This window comes from Aromatoleum tolulyticum (assembly GCF_900156155.1).
In the GTDB taxonomy this organism is placed as follows: Bacteria; Pseudomonadota; Gammaproteobacteria; order Burkholderiales; family Rhodocyclaceae; genus Aromatoleum; species Aromatoleum tolulyticum.
Genome location: NZ_FTMD01000012.1, coordinates 110,958 through 135,637 on the forward strand (window position 1 = coordinate 110,958; position 24,680 = coordinate 135,637).

A 24,680-nucleotide genomic window follows, 5' to 3' on the forward strand; every position below is an offset into this window, starting at 1 on the left:
ACGCGGGCGTCTGGGCCATCCGGCGGCGGCGCCTGTCGTTGCGGCGCACATGAATCCTCCGAGAAATCATCCATGCGGCGTTTCCCTGTCGTCATCGCGAGTGCGCTGCTGGGCCTGGCCGGCGGGGCTCCGGCTCCGGCCGCGGCGCCCGCGCAGCGTGAGATCACGCGCTGGGAGGCGCCGTACGACTATTCGCAGCCGGGCGTCGCGGCACCCTACGCGCCGGCACAACCGGCGACGCGGCGCTGGACGCTGTGCGCGGCCTTCCCGCACATCAAGGACGCGTACTGGCTGGGGGTGAATTACGGCATGGTCGACGAGGCGCGGCGGCTCGGCGTGCAGTTGCGCCTCGTCGAGGCCGGCGGCTATCCGAATCTGAATCTGCAGCGCGAGCAGGTCAAGGCCTGCGGCAGCGATGCACAAGTCGATGCGGTGATCCTCGGCACGGTGTCGTTCGACGGCCTCACCGACGTGATCGGCGAGGTCGCGCGCCGCGTCCCGGTGCTCGCCACGGTCAACGACATCGCCAGCGAAGGGATCGCGGCGAAGGTCGGCGTGTCGTGGCACGAGATGGGGCGCTTGGCCGGCGAGTACCTCGTGCGGCGCCATCCGGGGCGGGGCGACGAGATCCCGGTGGCGTGGTTTCCCGGGCCGCAGGGTGCGGGGTGGGTGCCCTTCGTCGACCGCGGTTTTCGCGCGGCGATTGCGGGGAGCCGCATCGTGATCCGCGCGACGGCGTGGGGCGACACCGCGAAGTCGATCCAGCGCAACCTCGTGCAGGGCACGCTCGACGAGCACCCGGAGGTGCGCTATGTGGTCGGCAATGCGCTGATGGCCGAGGCAGCGATCAGCGTGCTGCGCGAGCGCGGGCTGCAGGAGCGCATCGGCATCGTCGCGACCTACTTCACGCCGGCGGTGTACCGCGGCATCCTGCGCGGCCGCATCCTCGCCGCGCCGTCGGACGCGCCGGTGCTGCAGGGGCGGCTGTCGATCGGACAGGCGGTCGATCTCCTCGAAGGGCGGCCGGTCGCGCGGCACGTCGGCCCGCGCGTGCAGGTCGTCGACCGCGCCGCGCTGAAGCGCATCGAACTCGACGATTCGCTGGCGCCGAGCACCTTCGTGCCGCAGTTCCGCTACCCGGCCGCGTCGACGCAATAAAGCCCGGCCGGAGGTGATTCTCCCGGTCGGGCTTCGCAGCGAGACGCCCCGGACGGGGCGTCTCCGTTCACATCGCCGCTGCGTCCTTCGCGTTCTTCTCGAGGAAGTCGAGCACGATCTTCTTCTGCGCGTCGTCGAGGCCGGCGCGCGGGAACATGCTCTGCGTGATGCCGTGCCACTGCTTCTTCGTGTAGTCGCCCGGTTCGCGCGGCACATGGCATAGCGTGCAGCGTTCGTAGAAGAGCTTCTCGCCCGGCGTCATGCTCGCCATCGTCGCGCCCTTGAGCGCCGCGGCGCGTTCGAAGAGCTTCATGCCGGCGACGTCGAGCGCGAGCTTGGCGGCCTTCTCGACCGGAGGCGGCTCGTAGGCGCGGTTCTCCGATTCGGCGTCGGTGCACTTTTTCAGGCTCGCGATGCAGGTGTTCGCGCTCGTCGCCTGGCTCAGGCCGCTCGACGCGACGCTGGTCGTGATCATGTTGATCGCGCCGCTATTGCAGCGTCCGCGCGAGTCGAGCTGGATCCAGTTGCCTTCCTCGAGACTGACGACGCCCTTCATGATCTGGTCGGTGACGACCGCACCGGCGATCAGCGCGCCACGCTCGTTGTGCAGCTCGACGAGATCGCCGTTCTTGATGCCGTTCGCCTTGGCGTCCTCGGCGCTGATGCGCACGTGCTGGCGGCCCTTGACGTTCTCGTACTTGCGCACGTCGGCCTGCGCCATCTGCGAATGCACGCGGTTGAAGGGGTGCGGGCTGACGACGTGCACCTGGCCGGGCTTGGCGTTGCCGAGGTATTCCGCGGGCTCGAGGAATTTCGGGATCGGCGGGCAGTCGGGGATCTTGAAGCTGTCGATCTCCGAGCAGTACAGCTCGATCTTGCCCGACTTGGTGTGCAGCGGGTTCTTCACCGGATCGGTGTAGAAGTCGCCGTGACGCACCCACTTGCGCATCTTCTCGGGTACGTCGATGCGCACGATACCCTTCTCCCAGAACTCGTCGAAGGGCACGGTCGGGTTGGTGCGGTCGTACGATTCGCGCAGGATCTGCGGCACCGTCTTGCCCTCAGTGAATTGGAAGCCGACGCCCATCAGGTCGCCCAGGCGGCGGAAGATCTCGAAGTCGTCGAGGCTCTCGCCGTAGGGCTGGATCACCTGGCGCATCGCGTAGATCTTGTCGTTGCTGTAGGTGCCGCCGCTGCTCATGTCGTCGCGCTCCAGCGCGGAGGTCGCCGGCAGCACGATGTCGGCGAAGCGCGACGACGCGCACCACCACGGATCCTGGCAGATGACCGTGCGCACCTTGCCATTCATCGCGCGCAGCAGTTCGTTGGTGTTCTGCTGGTGCGACATGAAGTTGTTGCCGGCGTTGTAGATCAGGTGCACGTCGGGGTAGGTATGCGTCGCGCCGTCACGCGTGTATTGCTTGCCGGGGTTCATCAGCATCTCGCTGATGCGCGAGGCCGGGCAGCGGGACTTGATCGGGTTGCGGCCCTGCGACAGGCCGACCGGCATCGGGTGCGTCGATTGCGGCATGCCGCCACCGCCGTAGTGCCAGCTGAAGCCCACGCCCTGGCCCGGCTTGCCGATCTTGCCCAGCATCGCGGCGAAGTTGATGATCGCCCAGTGCGTCATCTCGCCGTGGTGCGCGCGCTGCAGCGCCCACGCGCCGGCAAATTGCGTGCGCTTGGTGGCAAAGAGCTCGGCCAGCTCGACGATCTTCTGCGCCGGAATGCCGGTGATCTTCGCCGCCCACTCCGGGGTTTTCGGCGGCGTGCCGTCGGCGTCCTTGCCCAGCAGGTAGGGCAGGAACTTGTCGAAACCGACCGTGTACTTGTCGAGATAGGCCTTGTCGTACTTGCCGGTCGTATACACGTGGTAGGCCATGCCGAGGAACAGCGCGACGTCGGTGTTGGGGACGATCTTCACCCACTCCGAGCCGAGCGCCTCGTCGGTGGTCGTGTATTGCGGGTTGATCGAGATGAACTTGACGCCGCGATCCTTGATCAGCTGCCAGCGCGGGAACATCTGGTGGTCGGCCACCGTGTATTCGATGCGGTTGTTCTTCCACGGGTCGCAGCCCACCCACACCATCACCTCGGTGTGCTCGGCCATCACTTCCCACGCGGTCTGGGGCGAATACACTTCCATGTCGCCGATGATGTGCGGCAGGCTGATCTGCGAGGCGCCGCCGGAATAGTCGCCGGTCGTCACCGAATGCCCGCCGATCAGGCCGAACAGCCGCCCCTGCAGCACCTGCGGGCGCAGCAGGCCGGCATGCGACCAGCCGCCGTAGGAGCTGCTGAAGAGCGCCTCGTTGCCGTGCTGCTCGGCGGTGGTCAGGATGGCGTTGGCGGTGATCGCGAGGATCTCGTCCCAGGTCACGCGCACGAAGGGTTCCTTGCCGCGCAGGTGCGGCTTGACGTCGCCCGTCGGGTTGGCGAGGTAGGACTTGCGCACCATCGGATACTGGACGCGCGTCTTGTGATAGACGCGGCTGATCAGCCCCTCGGTGAGCATTTTCGTGGGCATCGCGTCGATGTCCGACAGCGGCTGCACACCGACCAGCACCCCGTTCTTCACCACCGCCTTGAACGGACCCCAGTGGCTCGCGCTCGGGATCACGACGGTGTCGGCGCCGAACACCTCGCTCGCGCCGAACCAGGCCAGCCCATTGGCGGCGACCGCGGACGCGACGGAAGCCTTCAGAAATTCCCTTCTCGACATGCTCATGATTGCATCTCCCTTCAGTGCCGGTTGCTCGAATGCCTTTTCCGACCCCAATGCTAGGGAGCGCCGATGAACAGCAGGCGCCGATTTGTCGGTTCTTCGTGGAGATGTGTTAACCACTGTTAACAGCGCGCCCGCGCATTAACGCGCGGGTGCCCGCGGCTGCCGTGAAACCCTTGCTGCGCAAGGGATGTGTGCTTCAGGGCGGTTTTACACAGTCGCAATCTGCATTCACCTTGTTCGGCGCCGCCGTTCATGTCGCTTCCCCATCATGCAATCCGAACGAGTGCGGAAAAGCCGCTGCGATCCGGAAGACATTGCAACCACGATGAGGGAGTCCAATCATGAAAACGCGTTATTCGATGCTGCTGGCAGGCGCTGCGCTGGTGCTGTCCCAGACCGCGCTGGCAGAGGAAAAACCGGAAGTGCTGGGCGGCACGATCGGCGGCTCGGTCAAGTTCGCCACCGACTACGTCTTCCGCGGCGAGTCGGAGACGGTCAGCGGCGAGATCCCCGCCGTGCAGGCCTCGCTGACCTGGACGCACTCGACCGGCGTGTATCTCGGCTATTTCGGTTCGACCAACAAGTTCGAGGGCTCGCCCGACATCTACGCGGTCGTCGGCCCCTATCTCGGCAAGTACGGCAGCATCGGCGACACGGGCTTCAACTACAACGTGATGGCCTTCTCGTACCAGTACCCGGGCGCGAACCGCTACAACTACAGCGAGCTGTACATGTACCTCGACCGCAACTTCGGGCCGGTCAACCTGAAGCTGGAGGTCACGCCGACGCTCGACGACTGGTTCGGCGTGAACGGCTGGAAGGGCGTGAACTACGCGATCCATCCGAAGGTCACGCTCGGCGACGGCTGGGGCATCGACGGCTCCTTCGGCTACCAGGATCTCACCGGCCACGGCGCCGAGGGCTGGACGCACTGGAACGTGGGCGTCACCAAGCAGATGTGGGGGCTCAACTTCGACCTGCGCTACCACGACACCGACATCGACCGCGGGCACAAGGTGTACGGCAGCCATGACGGCCGCAAGATCTTCAAGGAGCGGGTGGTGTTCGCCGTGTCGAAGAGCTTCTGAGCACCCCGGCCGCGCGCGATGGTCGTGCGCGGCCGAAACCATTGGTTGCAGCATGCGGTCATAGGCACGTTATGCTTCCTGCCCTTAACCGCGCATTGCTGCAATCCCGCCGATGACCGACCCGACTTACGAGGCGCAACGCGCCGTGGCCACCGAGCTGGTGGCCCTCACCCTGCTGGCGGACGGCGTGCTCGCCAGCCGCGAACTCGAGGCACTCGACCGCCTTGGCATCCCGAAGCTGCTGGGGGTCGAGCGCGACGCCCTGATCCAGGCCATCATCGACCACTGCCGCCGCCTGCTGCAGCGGCCCGAGCGCGTCGACCCGGTCCGCATGCTCGACATCGAACGCTTCGAGATGATGCTCGACCGCATCACCGATCCGGTCCTGCGCGAGATGGTGTGCCGCGCGATGCTGGTGCTGTCGAAAGCCGACGGCGTCATCTGCCTGCCCGAGCAGACCTTGCTGCGCGACGCCCTGACGCGCTGGGGCATCCCGCTCGAGAACCTGCGTGACTGATTCCTCCATGGCGATGCACATCGAGCCCGGGCCGCGCTGACAGGCGCTGCCGGCGCGCGCGAATGGTCGTATGATGGACTGCGGGCGGCTGCACGCGCCCTGCGGACGCGGGTTCGCGGATTGTCCGTCATGACGGGCAGGCCTGCAGGCGATCGGGGGGGGGGGGAGCATGTTCAGACTGACCCGCTATTTTTCGATTGCGAGCGGTATCGCCGTGCTGGTGATTTCGCTGCTGTTCCTGTGGGGCTACCGCAGCAGCGAGATCGCCGAGCGCACGGAAATTTCCGGTACGCGCAACGAACTGCTCGCGCGCACCGTCGCGAACGCGATCTGGCCCGAGTTCGGCGCGGCGCTGATGGCTTCGGAAGGCAGCGACGCACTCGCGCTGCGCGACCGCGAGCTGACGGCACGCTTGCGCGAACGGATCCGCGACCTGTCGGCGGGCGTGCCGGTGATCAAGATCAAGGTGTACGACCTGAAGGGCACGGCGGTGTTCTCGACCGTCGTGCGCGAGATCGGCGAGGACAAGAGCGGCAATCCCGGTTTCCTCGCGGCCCGCGACGGCGTGACGATGAGCGAGCTCGTCTATCGCGGCCGCATGAGCGCGACCGAGGGCGAGATCGAGAACGTGAACGTGGTGTCGAGCTACATCCCGATCCGCCCCGATCCCGGCGGGCAGGTGAAGGCGGTGTTCGAGCTGTACACCGACGTCTCGGGCGACATCCGCGAGATCGACCGTGATTCGTGGCGGCTGCTGTTGGCGATCGTGCTGGGCTTCGGCGCGCTCTACGCGGTGCTGCTGCTCGTCGTCGGCCGCGCCGACCGCATCCTGCGCCGGCAGTATGGGGCGCTGCGCGAGAACGAGGCCAGCATGCGCGCGCAGAACGAGGCGCTGGAGGCTGCCAACCGGCGCCTGCACATGGCGGCGAGCGTGTTCGAGCGCAGCATCGAGGGCATCGTCATCACCGACCCGGCGCAGCGCGTCATCGAGGTGAATCGCGCCTTCACCGAGATCACCGGCTACACTTCCGAAGAGGCGATCGGCGGGACCCCGCGCCTGCTGTCGTCGGGCTGGCACAACGAGGCCTTCTACGACGAGATGTGGAGGTCCGTCAACGAGCGCGGCTACTGGCAGGGCGAAGTCACCAACCGGCGCAAGAGCGGCGAGGTGTACCGCCAGTGGCTGACCCTGTGCGCGGATTACAACGACCGGCAGGAGCTCGTGTACTACATCGGGATGTTCTACGACATCACCGAGAAGCGCCTGAGCGAAGAGCGCATCGCGCGCCTGGCTTATTACGACGCGCTGACCGGGCTGGCGAACCGGCGGCTGTTCGAGGACCGGCTGGAGAACGCGGTGCTGCTCGCGCGGCGCCAGAACTCGAGCCTCGCGGTGCTGTTCATCGACCTCGACCGCTTCAAGCCGGTAAACGACAGCCTCGGCCACAAGGCCGGCGACGCGCTGCTCAAGCAGGTGGCCGCGCGCCTGAGCGGCATCGTGCGCGACTGCGACACGACCGCGCGCCTGGGCGGCGACGAGTTCGGGGTGTTGCTCGCGGGCGAATCCTTCGACCGCCGGCAGGTCACCGCCGCGGTCGCGCAGCGCGTCCTCGACGCCCTGTCCGCGCCCTTCCTCGTCGAAGGGCGGGAGATCGCGACCGGGGCCAGCATCGGCATCAGCTTCTACCCGGAGGACGGCAGTACGCCGGAGGTGCTCACCAAGCACGCCGACGTCGCGATGTACCAATCCAAGCGCGCCGGACGCAACCGCTACCGCTTCTTCCTGCCGTCGATGAACGAGGGCGCACTGGAGCGCCTGGGGATGGAGGAGAACCTGCGCCACGCGCTGGCGCGCGACGAGTTCGAGCTGCACTTCCAGCCCAAGGTGGATACCGCGAGCGGCGCGATGACCGGCGCCGAGGTGCTGCTGCGCTGGCGCCAGCCCGAACGCGGCCTGGTGCCGCCCGCCGAGTTCATCCCGATCGCCGAGGAGACGGGCCTGATCGTCGACATCGGTGCGTGGGTGCTGGAGCAGGCGTGCCGCAGGGTGGTCGAATGGGAAGATCGCCTGCCTGCCGGTTTCCGCCTCGCGGTAAACCTCTCGGTGCGGCAATTGCAGGGCGACATCGACGAGGCCGTGCGCCATGCGCTCGCGACCACCGGCGCGGATCCCGCGCGCATCGAGCTCGAGCTCACCGAGAGCATGCTGATGGAAGACACGGAGCGCGCGATCGGGCTGATGGACAGGCTCTCCGCGCAGGGCGTGCAGCTCGCGCTGGACGACTTCGGCACCGGCTATTCGTCCCTGTACTACCTGAGGCGCTTCCCGATCCACCGCCTCAAGATCGACCGCTCCTTCGTCAGCGAGGTGCCCAACGACCGCAGCTGTGCCGCGATCGTGCAGGCGACGATCGCGCTCGCGCGCAGCCTCGGGCTGGAAGTGATCGCGGAAGGAGTCGAGACGACCGACCAGCGCGATTTCCTGCGCGACGCGGGCTGTCCGGAATGCCAGGGCTATCTTTTCGGGGCCCCGGTGCCGGGCGCTGCGTTCGCGGCCCTTCTCGACTCGCGCCGGCCGCAGACGCGGACGTCGTGAACCGGCGCGCAAACTTGCGCCCGCCGCGCCAGTCTACGCCTGAAGCGTTGCGGTAATATTGCGCACCTTCCGGTGCACGCGGCGCCGCCGCACGGAAGCCTGCCCGCCGGAGTCGTCCTGTCAATGCGTGTCCGAAAACTCCTCAAACCTCTGGCGATACTCGTCGGCTGCCTGCTGTATGCGGTGCCCGACTGGCTCACCGACGAGTTCGGCTCGGTCACGATAGACCAGGTGCTCTACCACCTGCGCTTCGGTACCGAAGGCCTGATGACCAGCGACCCCGAACTGACCCGCCGCTTCCTGTGGCGCGCGCTGGCGCTGCCGGTCGCCCTGGCGATGGTGCTGTGGGGGCTGGACGAGTGGTTCAACCACCTGCGCGCGCATCCGGAGAAATGGCCGGTGCCGTGGCTGCGCCGCGGGTGGTACTGGTTGCGTGTCGGCATGCGCCGCGTCGGCCGTGCGCTGGCGCGCTTCACCCGCCACGGCGTGTCGCGGGCGATCCCGCTGATCGTGCTCGGCGCGGGGGTCGCCTTCTTCATCGACAGCTTTTCGCTCGCGCGTTACGTGCGGGCCTACTTCGGCGAGGATTATTTCGCCGGCTCCTACGTCGACCCGAGCCGCGTTTCGGTCAAGCGCGGCAAGGAGCAGCCGAAGAACCTCGTGCTGATCTACGTCGAGAGCCTCGAGACCACCTATTCCGACCCCAACCTGTTCGGGCGCGACCTCCTGCATCGGCTCAACGCCTTCAAGGGCAAGCCGCGCGTGGTGTCCTTCGACAGCTACCGCGAGATGCGGGGGGCGCACTTCACGATCGCCGGCATCGTCGCGACACAGTGCGGCCTGCCGCTGAAGTCGGTGGCACTGTTCGGCGGCAACGCGCAGGGCGAGCAGGTCGAGAGCTTCCTGCCGCGCGCGCGCTGCCTCGGCGACATCCTCGCGGGCAACGGCTACACCAACGTCTTCCTCAACGGCTCCAGCCTCGCCTTCGCCGGTGTCGGCAAGTTCTTCAAGGATCACCACTACAGCAAGGTGATGGGGCGCGAGGAGTGGGTGAACCAGGGCGAGCGGCCGGAGCTGATGAGCGGTTGGGGGCTTTATGACGACGACCTCTTCCGCCACGCGCGCAGCGAGCTCGACACGCTGATGAAGTCGCGCAAGCCCTTCAACCTCACCGTCCTGACGATCGACACGCACCACCCCTACGGCCATCTCTCGTCGAGCTGCGAACGCCAGGGCTACCAGGACTTCGACGGCATCGTCGAATGCACCGCGGGGCAGGTCGCCGACTTCATCGAGTACATCAACCAGAAGGGTTGGTCGGATCGCATCGCGGTCGTCGTGCAGGGCGACCACCTCGCGATGGGCAACACCTCGTACGACAAGCTGGTGAAGAATCCGGAGCGGCGCGTGTACAACCTGCTGATCGGCGCCGACAAGAAGCTCGTGAAGAACACCGACGAGGTCACGCACTTCGACATGCTGCCGACCATGCTGAGGATGCTCGGCTTCGACGTCGAGGGCGAGCGCGCCGGCCTCGGCTACGCCGCGATCGGGCCGGCTAACGTGCCGCGTCCGCCGGATCGCATCGCGAAGATGACCGAGCAGCTCATGAATTACAGCGCGACTTACCGCGCGCTGTGGGAATTGCCGGTGACCGAACCCTTGGCCACGGGCACCGGGCCGGCCGACGTGGTCGTGACGCCGGTGCCTCTGCCGCCGCGTCCGCCAGCGCGCACAACCGTGCAGCGCGACATCGCGCACGACCGCTGAGCGGTTGATCCGGCGGTCAGATGCATCCGTCCGCCCTGGGCTTGTCGAAGGGCATGGGCAGGGCTTCGACAGGCTCAGCCCGAACGCGAGTCAGGCGGCGTCCTGCGGGCGGTTAACCTCGACCGAGACGTGGATCAGCTCCTCGTGCGGGGCGAGCGCGCGCTTGATCGCCGTCGGGGTAATCGTCGGGTCGCCGGTGAGCACACTGACGATGGCGGCGAAGCGGTTGCGGCCGACGCGCCACACGTGCAGGTCCACGATGCGCGGCGCCTCGGGCCAGTGCGGATGGTTCGCCAGCGCATGGCGGACCTCCGCGACGACGGGGTGGTCCATCTCGCGGTCGAGCAGCACGCGGCCGGTGTCGCGCAGCAGCCCGCGCGACCAGCGGGCGACGAGCACGGCGCCGACGATGCCCATCACCGGATCCATCCAGTTCCAGCCATACAGCATGCCGCCCAGCAGCGCGACGATCGCCAGCACCGAGGTCGCCGCATCGACGACGACGTGCAGGTAGGCGGCGCGCAGGTTCAGGTCGTGATGAACGTGGCCGTGACCGTGCTCGTGCGGGTGGGTATGGCCGTGGTCGTGATGCTCATGCCCGTGTCCGCCGTGCGAGTGCTCGCCCGCGCGGCTGAGGATCAGCGCGCACACGACGTTCACGACGAGGCCGACCACCGCGACCGTGATCGCCTCGGGGAAGCGGATGTCCTGGGGCGCGAGCAGGCGTTCGACCGAGCCGATGACCATCGCGAGCGCGACGCCGACGAGGAAGATGGCGCTCGCGAAACCGGCGAGGACCTCGATCTTCCACGTGCCGAAGGCGAAGCGCGGATCGCCGGCGTAGCGCCGCGCGGCGGCGTAGGCGAGTGCCGAGAGGCCGATCGCGAGCGCGTGCGAGCTCATGTGCCAGCCGTCGGCGAGCAGCGCCATCGAGTTGAACCACCAGCCGGCGGCGATCTCGACCACCATCGTGATCGCAGTGATCAGCAGCACGAGGCGCGTGCCGCGCTCGCCGGCGACGTTGCCGTCGTCGAAGCTGTGGTTCGGGGTCCAGTATTGCGGGGATTCGGGGGACATTGCGTGCCGACGGTGATCGCTATGTCACGAGTCTACATGCACCGCGAGCCAAACGGTTGCCGGGCCGGTCGATTCGACGCGGTGGCGGCGGTGCGGGGCGATCGTGACCCAGTCGCCCGCGCGCATCTCGCGCCGTTCGCCGTCCGCGAACGCGAGCACCGCCTCGCCCTGCACGACGATCACCCACTCGGCCTGCTCCTGGTCGTACCAGAAACCCGGCGGACTGGCGTGGCCGTGCGAGACGATGCGCTCGATGCGCGTGCCGGCGCGCTCGAACAGCGTGTCGAAGCTTTCGTCGCCACCGGGCGGTGGCAACCGGTCGAGGAGATTGCCGTTGTCTGGCATCGTAGAGTCCGCGTTTCGCGTGTAGGGGGATTGCCGGGAGGACGCGGATGCGCCGGCCGCCCAATGCGTCCGCCCGACACGATACCGTCGATTCGTCGTCGCTGCAGCAGGAGCGCCGGGCGCCCGCACTCCGCAGGCCACCGATGGTTCGGCACTGTCGCGGACGCCAATCGATCGGGACAATTTCGTCGAATTGCGGCAGGATATAATCAGCGCGCGACAGCAACCCCTCTGCCGATGGCATACCGCGGCAGAATAGCGAGATCAAACGGGATGACCGACATGTCGGGTACGGCGCCGAGCATTTTGCTGGTGGATGACGAGGCGAGCATTTTGTCGTCGCTGCGTCGTTTGCTGCGGCCTTCGGGCTATACGATCCACCTTGCCGAAAGCGGAAAGGCGGGCCTCGAAGTGCTGGAGCGCGAGCACGTCGACGTCGTCGTCTCGGACATGCGCATGCCGGAGATGGACGGCGCGCAGTTTCTCGAACATGTGCGAAACCGCTGGCCCGGGATCGTCCGGTTGCTGCTGACCGGCTATGCCGACATCGGCTCGACGATCGACGCGATCAACCGCGGCCAGATCTATCGCTACATCTCCAAGCCATGGGATGACAACGACCTGATGCTGATCCTGCGCGACGCGCTGGAGCGGCGCCGCCTGCAAAGCGAAAACGAGCGCCTGCAGGCCCTCACGCAGGCGCAGAACGCCGAGTTGAAGGAGCTCAATTCCGGGCTTGAGCAGAAGGTGCAGGAGCGGACGCGCGAACTCGAGCAGGCCAACGCCTCGCTCAAGGTGGCGAACGAGCGGCAGAAGCAGAACTTCCTCGTCTCGATCAAGACCTTCTCGGGCCTGATGGAGCTGCGCAGCGGCGGCGTGGCGGGTCACGCGAGACGGGTCGCGGACCAGGCGCGCAAGCTGGCCGCGCATCTCGGCGTGGATGCCAAGAATCAGCAGGACATCTTTCTTGCCGGCCTGCTGCATGACATCGGTAAAATCGGGTTCTCCGATGCGATGCTCGCGAAACCGGTCGCCAGGATGAACGGCGAGGAGATGGGGCTGTACCGCAAGCACGCGCTGGCCGGCGAATCGGCGCTGATGCCGCTCGATGAACTGAAGGGCGCGGCGCACCTCATCCGCGCGCACCACGAGCGCTTCGACGGCCAGGGTTTTCCCGACGGCCTGCAGGGGCTTGCGATTCCGCTCGGTGCGCGCATCCTCAGCGTCGTCAACGACTACGACGGCCTGCAGATCGGCACGCTGGCGGACAAGCTCCTGAACCGCGACGAGGCGCTGGCGATGCTGGTGCGCTCCCGCGGCAAGCGCTACGACCCGCAGGTCGTCGATGCCTTCGTCGAACTGCTCGGCGGCGTCGCGCAGGAGCCGCCGTCGCGCGATGTCGCCGTGGCGGCGGCGGACCTGCAGCCCGGCATGGTGCTCGCGCGTGATCTGGTCGGGCGCGATGGCGCGCTGCTGCTCGCCGCCGATTACGTCCTCGACGAGTCGCTCGTGCGTCAGATCCAGAATTACGCGCGTCGCGAGGGTATTGCCCTGACGCTGCAGGTGCGGGGCGATAAATGAAGAAAATGAAGAACGCGTCGTCGCACGGCCTGTCCGTGCTTCAGCGCAGTCATAGCGAGGATGACCGATGACCCGAATCCTGATCGTCGATGACGAGGAATCAATCCTGAAGTCCTTGCGGCGTGTGCTTTCCCTGACGCCCTGCGTGGTCGGCGAGCGCGTATGCTCGCTGAGCGTGGACACCTTCAGCGTCGCCACCGAGGCGCTCGAGAAGGCGCGCCACACCGCCTATGACCTCGTGCTCTCCGACTACCGCATGCCGGGCATGGACGGCGTCAGCTTCCTGAAGGCCTTTCGCGAGATCCAGCCTGACGCCGCACGGATCATCCTGTCCGGCTATGCCGATCTCAACGGCCTGATCGGTGCGATCAACGAGGCCGGCATCAGCCGCTTCATGTCCAAGCCGTGGAACGACTACGAACTGGTCGCAGCGATCGGGCAGGCGCTCGCACTGCGCGAGTTGACCCTCGAGAACCAGCGCCTTGCCGATCAGGCGCGCGTCGCGATGGGGACGCTGTCCGCGGCCGAGCTCGAGCGCCGGCGCCTCGAGTCCGAAGAGCCGGGCATCACCCATGTCATCTGGGGCGAGGACGGCTCGGTGCTGCTCGACGAATCCCTGCTCGACGACCCGGGCAAGGGGCTTTCCTGATGCCGGAACTCGAGCGCGACGCCGGGCGCCTCACCTTCAAGCTCGTGTATTACGGTCCGGCGCAGGGCGGCAAGACCACCAACCTGATGCAGCTGCACGACCTGGTCGGCGCCGAGATGAAGGGCGAGCTGATGACGCTCGAGACGCAGCATGACCGTACGCTGTTCTTCGACCTGCTGCCGCTCGGCTTTCGCGCGCCGTCGGGTCTGACGATCCGCTTCCGGCTGTTCACCGTGCCGGGTCAGGTGGCGCACGACGGCACGCGCAAGGCGGTGCTGTCGCGCGCCGACGGCGTCGTGTTCGTCGCCGACTCGCAGCGTACCGAGTCGATCAACAATGGCGAATCCTTTCAGAATCTGGTCGAGAACCTCGGTCGCGTGGGACTGGATGTCGATCGCCTGCCGCTGGTGGTGCAGTTCAACAAGCGCGATCTGCCGGCGATCCTGAGCGAGGACGAGGTGCGCGAGCGTTACGCGGGGGCGCCGTGGCCGCTGGTGTTTGCGACGGCGCTTCGCGGCGACGGCGTGCTGCAGACCTTCGCGACCCTGTTGCGCGGCGTGTGGCAGGGGTACGCGCAGGAGCTCGAACTCGACAGCACCCACGGCCTGACCGAGGAGACCTTCGTCGCCGCCGCCCTGGGAGGCGCAGCATGAGCGTGGAGCCGGGATTCGACCGCGAGTTCGTGCTCGGCGAGCTGATCACGCCGCGCGATGCCGACGAGATCTGCACCCAGCTCGCGGCGGTGCTCGGCCAGCCCGTTGCGGTGTTGGACGCCGCGGGAACCGTTTTCGCCGGCAACGCCCCGACCGTGGGGTGCGTGCAGGCGCCGCTGACGCTCGAGCTCGAGCCGGTCGGCTTCCTCGCCTGCGCCTGCGACGCGGTCGCGCTGAAGGGGGCCGCACGCGTCGTGCGCTGGGGGCTCCTGTCGCGGGCGCGCTTTCGCATGGTGTCCGACCTGCATCTCGAGGCGGTGCGTGCCGACTACGCCAAACTGCAGCAGCAGAACGAGGCGTTGAGGGCGTCGGAGGCGAAATACCGCGAACTCGCGGAAATCCTCGATGCGAAGGTCAAGGAGCAGGTCAGGATCATCGACGAGCGTCAGCGCCAGCTCTACCAGGCCGAACGCCTGGCATCCATCGGCCAGCTCGCGGCGGGCGTCGCGCACGAGATCAACAATCCGCTCGGCTTCGTCAACAGCAACCTGTCGACGGCGGAACGCTACGTCGCCCAGTTCGCCCAGCTGCGCGACATGGTGCCGGCGGAGAAATGGAAGGCCGCGGACCTCGACTTCGTGCTGGAGGATTTCGCCGAGCTGCTCACCGACTCGCAGCAGGGCGTTGCGCGCATCGCGCGCATCGTCAAGGACCTGAAGGGGTTCTCGAGCGTCGATCAGCCCGACGTGCAGCTCGCCGACATCAACGGCCAGCTGGAGTCGCTGTTCGCGGTGATCGCCGGGCAGAAGCCGCCGGGGGTGACGCTCACGAGCGAGCTGTCGCCGCTGCCGCCGCTGATGTGCCTGTCCGGGCACCTCAACCAGGCGTTTCTCAACATCCTGCAGAACGCGTTGCAGGCGGTGGGCGAGAGCGGTACCGTGACGCTGCGCTCCCAGGCGACCGGCTCGCACATCGTCGTGCAGATCGACGACACCGGGCCGGGCATTCCCGACGAGGTGCTGCCCTACATCTTCGACCCCTTCTACACGACGCGCGGCGTCGGCGGCGGCACCGGGCTGGGGCTGACCGTCGCGCGCGACATCGTGCTCACGCATGGCGGAACGATCACCGCCGCGACGCGCCCGGAAGGCGGGGCGCGGGTCACGGTGGAATTGCCGCTCTAGGACCTCGATGAGCAATTACGCCGCCTTCTTCACCGGCCAGAAAGACGCCGCCGCGCCGGCTGCGACGGCCGCCGCGGAGCGGCCGCGCTACCGCATCCTGTTCGTCGACGACGAACCGTCGATCCTGAAGGCGCTGACCCGCATCTTCCGCGCCGAATCGTACGAGATCCTGACCGCCGGCAGCGGCGCCGAGGCGCTCGCGCGGCTCAAGGAGGCGCCGGTGCAGGTCATCATCAGCGACTACATGATGCCGGGCATGAACGGCGCCGACCTGCTCAAGCAGGTCAAGAGCCTGTACCCGGAGACCATCCGCATCATGCTCACCGGTCACGCCGACACCGGCGCGGTGATGGGCGCGATCAACGACGGCGCGGTGTACAAGTTCATTCTCAAGCCGTGGAACGACGACGACCTGCGCGTCACCGTCTCGCTCGCGCTCGAGCAGTTCGACCTGGTGCAGAAGAACCGCGCGCTGAGTCTCGAGAACGCGAAGAAGACCAAGGAGATCTCGGCGCTGTCGCGCATGGCGGTGTCCAACCGCAGCCAGCTCGGCACGATGCTGCACAAGAAGGGGCTGATCACCAGCGCGCAGTGGCAGGAGCTCACCCGCCAGCAGGGTATCCAGAAGGAACCGCTGATCCGCCTGCTGCTCGACCGCGGCTGGGTGGCGGAGAAGACGCTGCGCAAGATCCTGCGCGAGGAACTGCTGGTCGAGGAGGTGTCGCTCGGCGAATTCCGCGTCGATCGGGCCGTCGCGGAGCTGATTCCGCGCAGCTTCTGCCGCAAGCAGCTGATCATGCCGCTCAAGCTCGAGGGGCGGCGCCTGATGCTGGCGGTGGCCGATCCGATGGACGCCGGCCTGATCGACGACATCCGCTTCACCGCCGGCCTCGACCTGAAAGTCGTGATGGCGGACCTGGCGGCGATCCAGGCGAAGATCGCCGAGGTCTACGGCGACGACGACGGCGTCGACATCCGCGACCTCGAGACCATGGTCGGCGTCGTCGATCCCTACGAGGGCATCGAGATCGTCATCGACGACGACGAGGCCGTGCCGCTCGACGAGTTGCTCGCGTCGACCAACGAGCCGCCCGCGATCCGGCTCGTCAACGCGATCCTGCTCGAGGCGATCCGTCTGGGCGCCTCCGACATCCACATTCAGCCCAAGACCAAGCACGTCGTCGTGCGCCTGCGCATCGACGGCGTGCTGCAGGACAAGATCCAGATTCCGCACGCGCTGCACAGCCCGCTCGTGTCGCGGCTGAAGATCATGGCCGAGCTCGACATCTCCGAGCGCCGCCGCCCCCAGGACGGGCGCATCACCGTCAAGTCGCCGCTGCGCATCGTCGACCTGCGCATCTCGACGCTGCCGACGATCAACGGCGAGAAGGTCGTGATGCGCATCCTCGACCGCAATTCCCAGGTCCTGAGCCTCGCCGGCCTCGGTTTCGGCGAGGCCGGCCTGGCCAAGGTGCGGGTGATGGTCGACAAGCCGCAGGGGCTGCTGCTGGCGACCGGCCCCACCGGCAGCGGCAAGACCACGACGCTGTATTCGCTGCTGCAGGCGAACGCATCGCCGGCCAAGAATTACATCACCATCGAGGACCCGGTCGAGTACTACCTCGACAATGCCGGACAGGTGCTGGTGCGGGAGAAGATCGGCCTCACCTTCCCGGTCGTGCTGCGTTCCATCCTGCGCCAGGATCCCGATGTCGTGCTGATCGGCGAAATCAGGGATTACGAGACGGCCGAGGTGGCGTTCCATACCGCATTGACGGGGCATCAGGTACTATCGACACTGCATACGAACTCCGCGCTTGCAACGATCGCACGGCTGCTTGATCTCGGCCTCAAGCCCTTCATCGTCGCCAGTGCCCTCGAAGGCGTGATCGCCCAGCGCCTGGTGCGCCGGATCTGTCGCCAGTGCCGGCGCCAGGTCGAGGTCGACCGGACGCTGGCTGCGCGCCTCGGGCCGCGGTTCGACTCGCTGCAGGCGGCGTTCGTGGGGGAGGGCTGCGTCCAGTGTGGTGGCAGCGGCTATCACGGGCGGCTCGGGCTGTACGAGATCCTGTTGCCGGACGAGAACATGCGAGACCTGATCACCCGCAGTGCCAGCATTCGTGAAATCACCTCCCACGCGCGCGCAACCGGGCACGAGTCGCTGTGGGACGATGCGCGGAAGAAGATCGCGCTCGGCGAGACCTCGCTCGAGGAGGCCCTGCGCGTCCTCGGTCCGGAACCGGAATGATTCGTTCAACATCAGCGACAGGAGCCTCCGGGATGGCAGAGGCGTTAGAGATGCAGACCCTGATGACGGGCAATACGGAAGTCGACGAGCGCCTCGGGCGCCTGATCGGCGGGTTCGAGGCGCGGATCGCCGAATTGACGCGCGAACTGGAGCGAGAACGCGAGCTGATGGCCGAGCTGGTTGCGCGCGTGGAACGGACGCAGAGCCAGTTGCTGCAATCCGAGAAGATGGCCGCCATCGGCCAGCTCGCCGCCGGCGTCGCGCACGAGATCAACAATCCGGTCGGTTTCGTGGGCTCGAACCTCGGCTCGCTCGCGTCCTACGTGGACCGCCTGTTCGGCCTGCTCGCCGCCTACGAGCAGCTCGAGCAGGCGCTGCCGCCCGGGCATCCGGCGCGCGCCGCGATCGCGACGGCGCGCGATGCGGCCGAAGTCGACTACCTGCGCGAAGACATTCCCGACCTGCTGCGGGAGTCGGCCGACGGACTGACGCGCGTCAAGCACATCGTCAACGACCTCAAGGATTTCTCGCGTTCCGATGCGGGCGAATGGCAGGAGGCCGATCTCAACCGCGGTCTCGAGAGCACGCTCAACGTGGTGTGGAACGAAATCAAGTACAAGGCGCAGGTCGTGCGCGAGTTCGGCGAACTGCCCAAGGTGCGCTGCATTCCGGCTCAGATCAACCAGGTCTTCATGAACCTGCTGGTCAATGCCGCGCAGGCGATCGAGACGTCGGGAACGATCACGCTGCGCAGCGGCGCCAGCGAAGAGCAGGTGTGGATCGAAATCATCGACACCGGCAAGGGCATGCCGCCCGACGTGCAGGCGCGCATCTTCGAACCCTTCTTCACGACCAAGCCGGCGGGCAAGGGGACCGGTCTCGGACTGTCGATCTCGTCCGACATCGTGAAGCGGCACAAGGGGGCGCTCGAAGTGTTCAGCCAGCCGGGCGAGGGCACGCGCTTTCGCATCGTTCTGCCGCTGCACGCGAATGAGGCGGAGCAGCAGCCAGCCGGAACATGAGTGCCGTGACCGCGCCCCATCCCGACGAGGACCTGTTCCGCACCCTGTTCACACAGTGGCGGCGCGGCATCATCGTCACCGGCCCGGACGAGGTCATCCTGTTCGCCAATCCCGCGGCAGCGCAGATCTCGGGGTACGCGGTAGAGGAGCTGATCGGTCGGAAGCCGGATATCCTGAAGTCCGGACAGACGCCCGCCGAGGTCTATCGCGACCTCAGGAAGGCGCTCGATGCCGACGAGATCTGGCGCGGCGAGTTCGTCAATCGGCGCAAGAACGGCGAGCTGTACCTCGAGGCGCGGACGATCTCGGCGATCCGCGACGCCGCAGGGGCGGTGCGCTACTACGTCTCCATCAGCGAGGATCTCCACGAGCGGCAGCGCTACGAGCAGCACGTCGAGTACCTGTCCACCTTCGACCAGTTGACCGGTCTGGCCAATCGCGCGACGTTCATGCGCGCGGTGTCGGCGGAGATCGAGCTGGCGCGGCGGGCCGGGCATGAAGTGGTGCTGCTGAACCTCGATCTCGACGGCTTCGGTGCAATCAACAACCGCTTCGGCGCGGACCACTCCGACCGCCTGCTCGCCGAGGTCGGCGCACGCGTGCGGGATGCGCTGCGACACGTCGATCTGGTCGCACGCCTGAGCGGCGACAACTTCGCTGTGCTGCTCGGCAAGGCGGCCCCGGGCTCCCAGCCGGAGAGCCGCGACATCGCCGACCGCCTGCTGGCGACGGTCGCCAGGCCGTTCACCATCGCCGGCAGTCCGATGGAACTTACCGCCTCGGTGGGCATGGCCTTCTACCCTGCCGATGCAGGCTCCGCCGACGAACTGATCGGTTGCGCACGCAGTGCGACGCACGATGCCAAGGCGCAGGGCGGCAACCGGTCGTGCCGCTTCGATGCCGACATGGCCGAGCGCAGCGGCGAGCGGCGCCGCCTGCGCGAGGAGCTTCAGGGCGTGGTGGAACGCGGCGAGCTGGTGCTGCATTTCCAGCCGCAGCTGAGCCTGCACTCCGGCCACATCGTCGGCGTCGAGGCGCTGGTCCGCTGGAACCACCCCCAACAGGGCATGCTGTTGCCGGGAGACTTCATCCCCCTGGCGGAGGAGTGCGGCAGCATCGTCGCCATCGACTCCTGGGTGCTGCGCGAAGCCTGTCGCCAGATGCAGGCCTGGCGCGAGGCGGGGCTGCCTCCGATCAGGATGGCGGTCAACTTCTCGGCACGCCAGTTCCGGCAGCGCGCGCTGCGCGAGACGGTCGCCGATGCGCTGGCGGCGCATGCCGCCGACCCCCGTTGTCTCGAGATCGAGATCACCGAGGGTGCGATGATGCAGGACATGACGGCGGCGATCCGCGTCACGGCGCAGCTGAAGGAGCTCGGCGTGCGCCTGTCGCTCGACGATTTCGGCACGGGCTACTCGTCGCTCGCCTACCTGTCGCGCTTTCCGATCGACGTCGTCAAGATCGACCAGTCCTTCATCCGCGACATCGTCACCAATCCGGCCAATGCCGCCATCGTCCAGGCGACCGTCGCGATGTCGCAGAAGCTCGGCAAGGTGGTGATCGCCGAAGGGGTCGAGACCGAGGAACAGCTGCAGTTCCTGCGGCGCAGCGATTGCGACGAGGTGCAAGGGTTCCGCTTTTCGCCGGCGGTCCCCGCCGACGAGATCGCGCGCATGCTGCGCGAGGGCGCGCGGCTCGACCTTTCGGCGCCCCTCGCACAGGACGCGCGGGAGACCATACTGCTCGTCGACGACGAGTCGAGCATCCTCTCGGCGTTGCGCCGCACGCTGCGCCGCGAAGGGTACGAAATCCTCGTCGCCGGCAGCGCGGAGGAGGGGCTCTCGGTGCTGGCGAAACATCCCGTGCAGGTGATCGTCTCCGACCAGCGCATGCCGGGAATGAGCGGCACGGAGTTCCTGTCGCGGGTCAAGGTCCTGTATCCCAGGACGGTGCGCATGGTGCTGTCGGGTTATTCGGAAATTTCTGCGGTGACCGATGCGATCAACCGCGGGGCGATCTACCGCTTCCTCAGCAAGCCCTGGGACGACGAACAGCTCAAGGACGAGGTCCGCGGCGCGCTGCGCGAATGGCGCGAGCTGTACGGCCGGCGCCCGGCGTGAGCGGCACGGCGATGTTCATGCGCCGACGCCCGCCGGGCCCTTGACCGGCAGCCACACCCGCACCGCGGTGCCGCGTCCCGGGGCGCTATCGACCTCGAAGCGGCCGTCGTGCCGGTGAACGATGCTGTAGCTGACCGACAGACCGAGGCCGGTGCCCTGGCCGACCGGTTTCGTCGTGAAGAAGGGGTCGAACATGCGCTGCCGCTCGTGCGCCTCCATGCCGCGTCCCGTGTCCCGGATCTCGATGCACACCTCGTCGCCGTGCTGGCGCGCGCTCACGGTGATCATGCCGCGGTCCGCGATCGCATGCATCGCATTGAGCAGCAGGTTGACGAACACCTGATGGATCTGCCCGGCCTGGCAGCGCACGGCCGGCAGCGGGGCATAGTCGCGCACGACATCGGCCTTTTCGGCGATCGTCGCATGCATGACGTTGAGGGTGCTCTCCAGCCCTTGCACGAGGTCGGCCTCGGCCAGCTCCTGGTCGTCGTCGACGCGCGAGAAGTCCTTCAGGTCGGCAACGATGCGGGCGATCCGCCGCAGCCCGTCGCGGCTCTCGGCAATCAGCGTGTGCAGGTCGTCGCGCATGAAATCGAGATCCGCATCATCGTGCAGCCGCGTTGCCGCGCCGCGCAGGCCGGTGTCGGACTGGCGGTGGATCAGCGCTTCGTAGCCGTCGATCAGCGTGAAGATGTCGCGCAGGTATTTCTCGAAAGCCCCGATGTCGGACTGGATGAAGGCGATCGGGTTGTTGATTTCGTGCGCGACGCCGGCGGCGAGCTGCCCCAGTCCGGCAAGCTTCTCGGCCTGCAGCAGCTGTCCCTGGGCCGCGCCCAGACGCGTGTTCGTTTCCTGCAGTTCGGCGATGGTGTCGCGCAGCAGGCGGTCCTGTTCGAGACGTTCGGTGATGTCGCGGAACACCACCACGCAGCCGGGAGGTTCGTCCGCGTCGCGCATCGGCCCGCTGGTGAACTCGACCGGGAAACTGCTCCCGTCCTTGCGGAAGAAGACCTCGCCGACGCGCCTGCCGATCCGGCCGGTATGGCGCGATGCGGCGATCGGGCAGTCCGCGAGTGCATACGGCCGGCCGTCCGCGTGGTGGTGGTGAAACAGCGCATGCGAGGACAGGCCCAGCACCTCGTGCTCGGCGTATCCGAGCATCGCGAGCGCCGCAGGGTTGATGAACATGATGTGTCCGTCGGTATCGACGCCGTAGAGGCCCTCGGCGAGCGATTCCAGGATCGTCTGCTGGCGGCGCATCAGGACGGTGATCGACTCATGGCTTTCGCCGAGATGAGCGGCGGTGCGTCTGATCGCGTCCGCAATCCGCGCCATCTCGGTTTCGCCCGGACGATGCGGTATCGCCACGTCGCCCGTGCCGGCGGCCACCTGGTCGAGCGCGTTCTCGATCATGGCGATGCGGCGCATGACGTAGCGCAGCAGGCCGATCGCGAAGCCGCCGAGGAGCAGCACGCCGGCGGCGAGCAGCGAGCCGACCAGTATCGTCGAGTGATGCCGCGAGATGATCAGCTCCTGGCGCGCCTGGCCGATATGGTGCTCCTGGATCGTCGCGAGTTCGCGCAGCTTGCCGGACAGCATCGGCTGCAGCGTGGTCCAGTCGTTGCGGAGCAGGCGCGCCAGTTCATCGCGGTCGTCGGCGCGCGTGGCGGCGACCGCTCGTTCGAAGAATTGCCACAGCGCAGCCAGCGTATTCTCGAAGTTCGCGATCTGCTGCGCCTCGTCGGCGTCGTGCAGCCAGTTCCGGTGCTCTCGCACGAATGTTTCCCAGCCGGAACGGATCTGTGCGCCTTCCGTGGTCAGGAGCTCGCGCACGCTCGCGGGGGATGCGGTCCCGAGCAGCACGCCTTGCAGATGCGCGTGGACGGACAGCAGGCGGCGTTCGACCTCGCGCAGCGCGGTGGCGGGTGCCAGCTCCTGTTCGAAGATCCGCCGTTCGGCGCGGTCGGTGTGCTGCTGCGAAAAGACGAACACCAGCGACAGGGCAAGCATCACGCAGCCGGTGAGCAGCACGTGGAGCGCGAGGTAGCGGCGGATGCTGAGCCCACGAGACATGTCGGGTCGATCGCGGCGAAAAGGGGAAACATTCTAATTCACCGGCACTGCATTGCCAGCGATGGTTGCGTATTGCATCGGTACGCCCGGGTGCGGCTTCCGCCTCCGTGGATCCCGCTCAAAATATTGTCACGAGCGCGGTGAATATTCCCGTCGCCGCGGGCGGCGCCAGTCTCGGCGGGGGGCGTGTCCGAGCAGGTACCGGGACTACGCATGCCCTCCGATTGATGGGGCGAGTATACGCCGTGACCGGGCAGCGAATAATCCGATAGACTTCCGGGCTCCATACGTAGATCCACGTATACAGCACTGCGGTGGATTCAGCGTTCGCGTGGCTGAGGTCCGCACAGGGATAATTCGATGATCAGCGAACAGTCTGTATTCATCGTCGATGACGATGCGTCGTTTCGGAATGCGGTCCAGCGGGTCTTCCGCTCTGCGGGCTTTCGCGTCGAGACTTTCGAGAGTGCCGCGGCTTTCCTGTCTGGCTACCAACCATGCGACGAGGCGTGCCTCATTCTCGATCTGCGCATGCCGGAAGTCGGCGGCCTCGAGCTGCTCGAACGCCTGCGGCAACGGCAGATCGACCTCCCGGTAATCATTTACACCGGCAACGCGGACGTTCCGGTCACCGTGCGCGCGATGCAGACGGGGGCCTTCGCAGTGGTCGAGAAACCATTCAGTGACGAACTGCTGATTGAGCGGGTACGCGACGCGATCACCAGCAGCCGCATGCGGCGCGCCCGCAACGCAACGATCGCGGAGGCGCGGGCCAAACTCGCGGGCCTGACCGAACGTGAGCGGGAGATCGCCCGCTGTCTTGCCGAAGGGTTTTCGGCGCCCCAGATCGGAGCCCAGCTGGGAATCAGCGCACGGACCGTCGAAGCCCATCGCGCCAATCTGTTCCGCAAACTCGACGTCACATCGATCGCAACCGTTGCCCAACTCGTGCTGTGGGCTGACCTGGGCGACGGATAAGCCGCACTTGCCGCTCTGCGCTGCCTGGGCTGCCAGGCGCGTCCACATCACAGCCTTCCTCGCCGCGGATCCCGCTGCGTGCCGCCTACGTGCTTATACGTAGACGGTCGCGCAATCTTGCGAATTTCCCGAATATGCTTCGCAAATTATGCTTCGTCACTCGAGGAGGGTGCCGTTATGCATATTCATTTTGCCTGCCGTCTTGCCGCATCGCTGATGCGCGTGCGTGCCGCCGTGCGAGCTGCCTGCCGCCGGCACGTCGCCGGTAGCCTGCTGATGGCACTGTACGCCACCTGCGCCCATGCGGAGGAGGCTGTCGCGCGCCCCGTCAGCTGGGTGTGCTGGTACGCCGGCGCGGCGTCCGTCGCCTGCCGGTTGGGGGCCCCGGATGCATTCGTGCCTTCCGGCGCCGATCTGTCGTCGCCGACGTCCGATGCCGGCGCCGTGCTTCCGGCAGGAAAGCGGCCCTTGCCGGAAATCGTTCGCACCATCCTGCAGCAGCCCGAAACCCTCGTCGGCAGTACGATTTCGATTCCGTTGTTCACGGAAGCCCGCGACGCGGATTTCGTCCACGAGCTTGCAGAAGCCGTGATGTGCGGGACGCGCAGGCTGTGCCGCGTGCTCTTCCTCGGTTCTTCGACTGAAATTGCCCTGGCACTCGACACGCTCGATGACCCCGCGCTGAATTGACGCGGGGCGGGCAGCCGCGGGGGAGGGGCGGCGTGAACGACATCGGGTGTGATCCCGGGGGGCATCGACAGGCTGGCCGATCGAACCGGGCGGAGTCATCAGGCGGTATGCGACCACCGAGGTGCCGGAACTTGCCGTTTCCGGTGTTTGCAGGCGGGGAAGGCTGTCTTATGATGTTACGCGGTTGCTCACGCACATGATCG

The 24,680-nt window shown here is 67.0% G+C and carries 18 protein-coding genes; 14 read left to right on the forward strand and 4 right to left on the reverse strand.

Going from position 1 to position 24,680, the window contains the following annotated elements; genetic code table 11:
- The first annotated feature begins 72 nt into the window (after positions 1 to 72).
- Positions 73 to 1,158, forward strand: a complete 1,086-nt coding sequence (torT, locus tag BW991_RS17450; protein WP_076603383.1) for a TMAO reductase system periplasmic protein TorT — start codon at positions 73 to 75, stop codon at positions 1,156 to 1,158.
- Positions 1,159 to 1,225: 67 nt separating this feature from the next.
- On the opposite strand, the gene BW991_RS17455 is transcribed toward torT, so the two are convergent.
- On the reverse strand, positions 1,226 to 3,886 hold the full coding sequence (locus tag BW991_RS17455) for a molybdopterin-dependent oxidoreductase (RefSeq protein ID WP_076603384.1): 2,661 nt from the start codon (positions 3,884 to 3,886) through the stop codon (positions 1,226 to 1,228).
- Positions 3,887 to 4,227: 341 nt separating this feature from the next.
- On the opposite strand from BW991_RS17455, the gene BW991_RS17460 reads away from it, so the two are divergent.
- The 4 genes from BW991_RS17460 to BW991_RS17475 all read left to right on the forward strand — a co-directional run bounded on the left by BW991_RS17460 (position 4,228) and on the right by BW991_RS17475 (position 9,857).
- A complete protein-coding gene (locus BW991_RS17460; RefSeq protein ID WP_076603385.1) occupies positions 4,228 to 4,974 on the forward strand; it encodes a TorF family putative porin in 747 nt (248 codons plus the stop codon).
- Between the two features lie 112 nt (positions 4,975 to 5,086).
- Positions 5,087 to 5,491, forward strand: coding sequence for a tellurite resistance TerB family protein (locus BW991_RS17465; RefSeq protein ID WP_076603386.1), 405 nt, complete (start codon positions 5,087 to 5,089; stop codon positions 5,489 to 5,491).
- 169 nt (positions 5,492 to 5,660) lie between these two features.
- On the forward strand, positions 5,661 to 8,087 hold the full coding sequence (locus BW991_RS17470) for a putative bifunctional diguanylate cyclase/phosphodiesterase (RefSeq protein WP_076603387.1): 2,427 nt from the start codon (positions 5,661 to 5,663) through the stop codon (positions 8,085 to 8,087).
- A 123-nt stretch (positions 8,088 to 8,210) separates the two neighbouring features.
- Positions 8,211 to 9,857, forward strand: a complete 1,647-nt coding sequence (locus tag BW991_RS17475; protein ID WP_076603388.1) for a sulfatase-like hydrolase/transferase — start codon at positions 8,211 to 8,213, stop codon at positions 9,855 to 9,857.
- A 90-nt stretch (positions 9,858 to 9,947) separates the two neighbouring features.
- Here the strand turns inward: BW991_RS17475 and dmeF are convergent, their stop codons facing one another.
- Positions 9,948 to 10,934, reverse strand: a complete 987-nt coding sequence (gene dmeF, locus BW991_RS17480) for a CDF family Co(II)/Ni(II) efflux transporter DmeF (protein WP_076603389.1) — start codon at positions 10,932 to 10,934, stop codon at positions 9,948 to 9,950.
- A gap of 24 nt (positions 10,935 to 10,958) precedes the next feature.
- Complete coding sequence (locus BW991_RS17485; RefSeq protein WP_076603390.1) at positions 10,959 to 11,279, reverse strand: cupin domain-containing protein; 321 nt, start codon at positions 11,277 to 11,279, stop codon at positions 10,959 to 10,961.
- A gap of 273 nt (positions 11,280 to 11,552) precedes the next feature.
- Here BW991_RS17485 and nosR point away from each other — a divergent pair, with 273 nt between their 5' ends.
- The 7 genes from nosR (at position 11,553) to BW991_RS17520 (ending at position 20,736) form a co-directional block, all read left to right on the forward strand.
- Positions 11,553 to 12,860: a response regulator c-di-GMP phosphodiesterase, NosR family gene (gene nosR / locus BW991_RS17490; RefSeq protein WP_076603391.1), complete on the forward strand. Its 1,308-nt coding sequence runs from the start codon at positions 11,553 to 11,555 to the stop codon at positions 12,858 to 12,860.
- 67 nt (positions 12,861 to 12,927) lie between these two features.
- Positions 12,928 to 13,509 carry a response regulator gene (locus BW991_RS17495; RefSeq protein ID WP_076603392.1) on the forward strand — a complete coding sequence of 194 codons (582 nt, stop codon included), beginning with the start codon at positions 12,928 to 12,930 and terminating at the stop codon, positions 13,507 to 13,509.
- A complete protein-coding gene (locus tag BW991_RS17500; RefSeq protein ID WP_076603393.1) occupies positions 13,509 to 14,162 on the forward strand; it encodes a GTP-binding protein in 654 nt (217 codons plus the stop codon). The genes BW991_RS17495 and BW991_RS17500 overlap by 1 nt, the downstream gene beginning before the upstream one ends.
- A complete protein-coding gene (locus BW991_RS17505) occupies positions 14,159 to 15,346 on the forward strand; it encodes a sensor histidine kinase (protein WP_076603394.1) in 1,188 nt (395 codons plus the stop codon). The genes BW991_RS17500 and BW991_RS17505 overlap by 4 nt, the downstream gene beginning before the upstream one ends.
- A 7-nt stretch (positions 15,347 to 15,353) precedes the next feature.
- Complete coding sequence (locus BW991_RS17510) at positions 15,354 to 17,594, forward strand: ATPase, T2SS/T4P/T4SS family (RefSeq protein WP_076603395.1); 2,241 nt, start codon at positions 15,354 to 15,356, stop codon at positions 17,592 to 17,594.
- A 32-nt stretch (positions 17,595 to 17,626) separates the two neighbouring features.
- The gene (locus BW991_RS17515; RefSeq protein WP_244551751.1) at positions 17,627 to 18,616 is read left to right on the forward strand and encodes an ATP-binding protein; all 990 of its coding nucleotides are present in this window, start codon (positions 17,627 to 17,629) and stop codon (positions 18,614 to 18,616) included.
- Entirely contained in the window at positions 18,613 to 20,736 is a 2,124-nt protein-coding gene (locus BW991_RS17520) for an EAL domain-containing protein (protein ID WP_076603397.1), read from the forward strand. Before BW991_RS17515 ends, BW991_RS17520 begins: the two co-directional genes overlap by 4 nt.
- A 15-nt stretch (positions 20,737 to 20,751) precedes the next feature.
- On the opposite strand, the gene BW991_RS17525 is transcribed toward BW991_RS17520, so the two are convergent.
- Positions 20,752 to 22,809, reverse strand: coding sequence for a two-component system sensor histidine kinase NtrB (locus BW991_RS17525; RefSeq protein WP_076603398.1), 2,058 nt, complete (start codon positions 22,807 to 22,809; stop codon positions 20,752 to 20,754).
- A 360-nt stretch (positions 22,810 to 23,169) separates the two neighbouring features.
- Between BW991_RS17525 and BW991_RS17530 the strand changes: the two genes are divergently transcribed.
- Positions 23,170 to 23,787: a response regulator transcription factor gene (locus BW991_RS17530; protein ID WP_084205135.1), complete on the forward strand. Its 618-nt coding sequence runs from the start codon at positions 23,170 to 23,172 to the stop codon at positions 23,785 to 23,787.
- 276 nt (positions 23,788 to 24,063) lie between these two features.
- Positions 24,064 to 24,477, forward strand: coding sequence for a hypothetical protein (locus BW991_RS17535; RefSeq protein ID WP_139335953.1), 414 nt, complete (start codon positions 24,064 to 24,066; stop codon positions 24,475 to 24,477).
- The last annotated feature ends 203 nt before the right edge of the window (positions 24,478 to 24,680 follow it).